Genomic DNA, 4,463 nt, shown 5'->3' with positions numbered 1-4,463 from the left:
CGGAAGTCATTGCGCCTCCGGCCGAGAGGCCGGTAACGAACACCCGGGCGGGATCGATGCCATGGTTCGACACCATCGTCATCACCATTTGTCGGATAGACGCCGCCTCTCCGTGGCCCCGTTCTATGTCCTCGCTCTGAAACCAGTTGAAACAGCCGTTGGGATTGTTCAATCGCTGTTGCTCTGGCAGCAGCAGGGCGAAACCGAATCGCTCGGCCAACGTCGACCATCCCGCGCCAAGATCATAGCTCGCCGCGCTCTGCGTACAGCCGTGCAGCACGACGACGAGCGGGCACCCGTCCTGAAGACCCGGCGGGACGAAACTGAACATCCGCAACGCGCCCGGATTACTTCCGAATTGTGGAGTTTCAGTCAGATGATCAGAAGGCGCAAGCGAACCAAGCGGCGCCCCCGCGATCAGCCCGGCTTTCATGAACGTCTTCCACTGATCCGGCCGAGCGAGGAGACTGCGCAAGTGTTTTCGCATGTTGCCCATCGTTCACGTCTCACGGTTCCAAGTGCACTCGCGCCCCTCAGCGAAATAGGCAATAAATGGTGCAACGCAACATATCCTCGAACGGCCGTACCAGCTATATTTTTCGTTGGCGAGGCCGGAACCTATTGCAACGCAACAAGGCCACCTGCCGAATGGAGCGGCGTCGGCCGAGTTTCCTTGCGCCGGGACCTCGCTCAAGCTGCTCCCTTGCTCAGACTGCCGCCTGTCTGTCGGAGTGAAGGACGCGCCCTAGTAAGTTCGAAAATGTTCTCTCATTCGATGTCTTCGACGCCCTCCACAAGCTCCTCAAGCCGCCTGACACGCTCATGCAGTCGTCGAATGATCTTGTGGCGGTCACTGCGCGGAATTGTGCGAATGTAGTCGACGACAGCGGACTCAAGCTCGACGAGTTTTTCTTCCCATTTCTCGGTCACTCAACATCTCCTCTATACAGGCAGAGGCATCCGATCTTTGTCATTATTTTTCGTGAGCTGTTCTGTCAGTTCTAGGCTTTTGCGCGCCCGCAATTGCTCGGGCCACAAGTCTGATGCCGGTGCGCGGCTTGCCATTACAGTTTTTGAATCCGCTGGCAGAATTTTACCGACGTTGCTTTTATTACTCGCTCGACCATGGATTGAGAACAGGCCGAATGACCACGAATATCAACGGGAAAATGGTTTCTGTAGCCGACGCCCGCCGGATGGTCGCGTATGCGTGGGCACAAGGATGGCTGCCAGAGGAACCCTAGGCATCGGACGGCCGAGGAAAGTCATGAGCCGCGACCCGCTCGTAACGTTTTGCATGGCTAGCGGTCTCGCGCTCGATAGCGAGACCTACATCGCGCTCGCTTATCCGCAGGGCAAGCCGGACCCGTGGACGGCAGAGCACGAGGCCGAACTTCCGGCACTTTTTCCGCGAACCGAGAAAGTGGGCATTAATCGAGTCGTCAGGTTCCGGTTCCTGGGGCGCCCGAAACCCGCTCGTGCGCTTCTCGCTTCGACGCAAGACCTGCAATCCACCGAAAAATAAAAATCCACGAACCTGGAAGGTTTTCCTCGTTAGCAGCCTGAGACGGAACTTTTTCGTTTCATTTTTGTTCCGTTCTCATTGACACCTCCGATCACAAACATCGCGAACGGCAGCGCCCGCATCCTGCTTTGATCGTTGACTGAATATACGCCTTCGGCACGCGGACAAACTGCCGTGCTTGACAATTCCTCCTGATACCCCCAGATCATGGACAATTGGTTCATAAATATCGCGTCTAGTCGGCAGGTACCGCCGCGACGGGTGAACCGACCAGCTCCAGAAATCGTGAGCGCTTTCTCAGGAACAGTTTTCCGCTGCAAATAATGCAGGACGTACACGAGCAAGGGCGGCGAAAATTCCGCTCACCCTGCTTCCCGTCCTGTCGCACAGGGGACAGATTTCACCTGCCATTGCCAAGGAGTGAGCCATGCAGAATGGTCCAAAAACAATGATGAATACGCATCGCCCCAAATCGGCGAGGCCATTTGCTAACCGCTCGAAGGAGTGGACATCGAATGGCGACCGCCCTGACGTTAGGGGGTCTCAAAGCGCGCAAAGAAGCTATGAGCGGTATCTTGCGCTAGCCCAAGCTCAAGCCCAATCCGGCGACTTGATTGGGGCTGAAAATTACTTCCAGCACGCCGAGCATTATTACAGATCAATCTCCTCCGGACCGAGAAGCGACGTAGGAGAATTCGCCGTGACGTCGAAAGCGATCTAAGTCGCAATTACATCCGATATTGCTGGATGCGTGTCGTGCATAGTCAAGTGAGGCCATGCTGTTCGAGTGAGGATTGCCACGAGAGTGGTTCATCGACAGTGAGCATGTAGCGGCTGCAGGCTTCTATCGACGGACAGTACACCACCGCGCACTGCCGCAATCACTTCAGCCTTGCATCGGATGACCCGGCGTTTGGTACTCGGCGCCTGCAAATCAGTAATTCGTCAATGGGCTGCCGTCAGGCCCAATCATGTATTTTGGCCCTTTGGTCTGACGGGGACCGTCATGAAGGCTTTCACGCTGACGACTGGACAACTCGGCATAACACCACGTGCATTCGGCTAAAATTCGCTTTTCTCTTCGTTGAACACGACCAGCGATGATTGCATTCACGTCGCACGCGGCCCTGCGCGGCACATCAGCTATCGAAGAAGCTCCTGAGCTCCCTTGACCGGTTTGGGTGCTTGAGCTTTCGCAGCGCCTTGGCCTCGATCTGCCGAATGCGCTCGCGCGTCACCGAGAACTGTTTGCCGACTTCCTCCAGCGTGTGGTCGCTGTTCATGCCGAGGCCAAAGCGCATGCGTACGATGCGCTCCTCGCGTGGCGTCAGTGAGGCCAGAACCCGCGACGTGGTCTCACGCAGGTTCGACTGGATCGCGGCGTCGATCGGTAGGATCGCGTTCGGGTCCTCGATCAAGTCGCCGAGGTGGGAGTCCCCCTCTTCGCCGATCGGCGTTTCGAGCGACAGCGGCTCCTTGGCGATCTTTAAGGTCCTACGCACCTTTTCGAGCGGCATGTGGAGCTTCTCGGCGAGCTCCTCCGGCGTCGGCTCACGGCCAATCTCGCTGAACATCTGCCGGCTGGTGCGCACGATCTTGTTGATGGTCTCGATCATGTGCACGGGCACACGAATGGTGCGCGATTGATCGGAGAGCGAGCGGCTGACCGCCTGCCGGACCCACCAGGTGGCATAGGTCACGAACTTGTAGCCGCGGCGATACTCGAACTTGTCCACCGCCTTCATCAGGCCGATGTTGCCTTCCTGGATCAGGTCGAGAAACTGCAGGCCGCGGTTGGTATATTTCTTGGCGATGGAGATGACCAGCCGTAGGTTTGCCTCTACCATTTCCTTCTTGGCCTGGCGCGCTTCGCGCTCGCCCTTCTGCACCATGTGGGCGATCTTGCGGAACTCGGCGATCTCGAGCCCCGTCTCGCCCGCGAGCGCGTGTATCTCGTGGCGGTGCTGCTTGATCTCGTCCTTGTCTTTGGCGACGAGGCTCTTCCAACCCTTGGCCGAGAGCTTAGACACGCGATTGAGCCAGAGCGGGTCGAGCTCGGAGCCCAGGTAGGCCTTGAGAAAGTCGTCGCGCGAAACGCCGTGACTCTCGGCAAGCCGCATCATGCGGCCTTCGTGGCCGACGAGGCGCTTGTTGATCTCATAGAGCTGCTCCACCAGCGCGTCGATGCGCGCTTGGTTCAGCCGCAGCGATTTCACCTCGCCGATGATCTCGTGCTTCAGCTTTTTATATTTGCGTTCCTGCGCGGGCGAAAGCGACCGCCTTTTGAGCTGGAACTGGATGTGCTGATCCTGCAGCCGGCGCAGCCGCTTGTAGGCGTCGGCGATGATGTCGAAGGTCTCGATCACCTTGGGCTTTAGCTCCGTCTCGATTGCGGCGACCGAGAGCCAATTCTCCATATCGTCATCGTCGTCGAGGTTGTTCTCGCCAACCATCCCGTCGGCTGTCGTCTCGTCGCCGTCGGTGCGTTTGCCGATCGGTTTGAACGGGGTGGCGGCCGCAGGCGCAGTGGCCGGCGCCTGTACCTGCGGCGGCTGCCCGGGTTGGCGCGGAACGGCGGCGCCTACGATCAACTGGCCGTCGGGGTCAATCACCGGCGCCGGCGTGGCCTTGGAGTCAGGGCCGGCATAGGTTGCGTCCAGGTCGATGATGTCGCGCAGCAAGACCTTGCCCTCGTTGAGCTCGTCCCGCCAGATGATGATGGCCTGGAATGTGAGCGGGCTCTCGGAGAGCCCCGCGATCATGGCCTCGCGACCGGCCTCGATGCGCTTGGCAATGGCGATCTCGCCCTCGCGCGAGAGGAGTTCCACCGAGCCCATTTCGCGGAGATACATCCGCACGGGGTCGTCGGTGCGCTCGGCGGGTTCCTTGGCCCCGGACTTTGCCGGAACGGGCCGTTGCTGGACTTCAACAAGCTCGT

Annotated in this window: 5 protein-coding genes and 1 pseudogene; 2 read left to right on the top strand and 4 right to left on the bottom strand. The window is 58.9% G+C overall.

All coding sequences use genetic code 11. The annotated features are described in order from the left end of the window. The coding region (locus WB528_RS15875; RefSeq protein ID WP_423889361.1) for an extracellular catalytic domain type 1 short-chain-length polyhydroxyalkanoate depolymerase at positions 1-433 on the bottom strand (433 nt) is incomplete at its 3' end. A 335-nt stretch (positions 434-768) separates the two neighbouring features. Next, complete coding sequence (locus WB528_RS15870; RefSeq protein WP_423889360.1) at positions 769-930, bottom strand: hypothetical protein; 162 nt, start codon at positions 928-930, stop codon at positions 769-771. Positions 931-1,267: 337 nt separating this feature from the next. Between WB528_RS15870 and WB528_RS15865 the strand changes: the two genes are divergently transcribed. Both WB528_RS15865 and WB528_RS15860 read left to right on the top strand, forming a co-directional pair. Further along, a complete protein-coding gene (locus tag WB528_RS15865; protein WP_423889359.1) occupies positions 1,268-1,525 on the top strand; it encodes a hypothetical protein in 258 nt (85 codons plus the stop codon). A 427-nt stretch (positions 1,526-1,952) separates the two neighbouring features. Next, positions 1,953-2,246: a DUF4167 domain-containing protein gene (locus tag WB528_RS15860; protein WP_423889358.1), complete on the top strand. Its 294-nt coding sequence runs from the start codon at positions 1,953-1,955 to the stop codon at positions 2,244-2,246. A 43-nt stretch (positions 2,247-2,289) separates the two neighbouring features. Here the strand turns inward: WB528_RS15860 and WB528_RS15855 are convergent. Further along, positions 2,290-2,533 (bottom strand): annotated as a pseudogene (locus WB528_RS15855) (DUF1153 domain-containing protein). Positions 2,534-2,664: 131 nt separating this feature from the next. After that, on the bottom strand, positions 2,665-4,463 hold a 1,799-nt coding region (gene rpoD / locus WB528_RS15850), incomplete at its 5' end, for an RNA polymerase sigma factor RpoD (protein WP_423889357.1).

The organism is Bradyrhizobium sp. (assembly GCF_049586575.1).
Lineage (GTDB): Bacteria > Pseudomonadota > Alphaproteobacteria > Rhizobiales > Xanthobacteraceae > Bradyrhizobium.
The sequence above is the reverse complement of the archived record's forward strand: the minus strand, read 5'-3'. Positions and strand labels throughout refer to the sequence as shown.

Excerpts from the sequence above, each read along its gene's own strand:
- WB528_RS15865 (WP_423889359.1), top strand. The coding sequence starts at position 1,268 with ATGAGCCGCGACCCGCTCGTAACGTTTTGCATGGCTAGCGGTCTCGCG.
- WB528_RS15860 (WP_423889358.1), top strand. The coding sequence starts at position 1,953 with ATGCAGAATGGTCCAAAAACAATGATGAATACGCATCGCCCCAAATCG.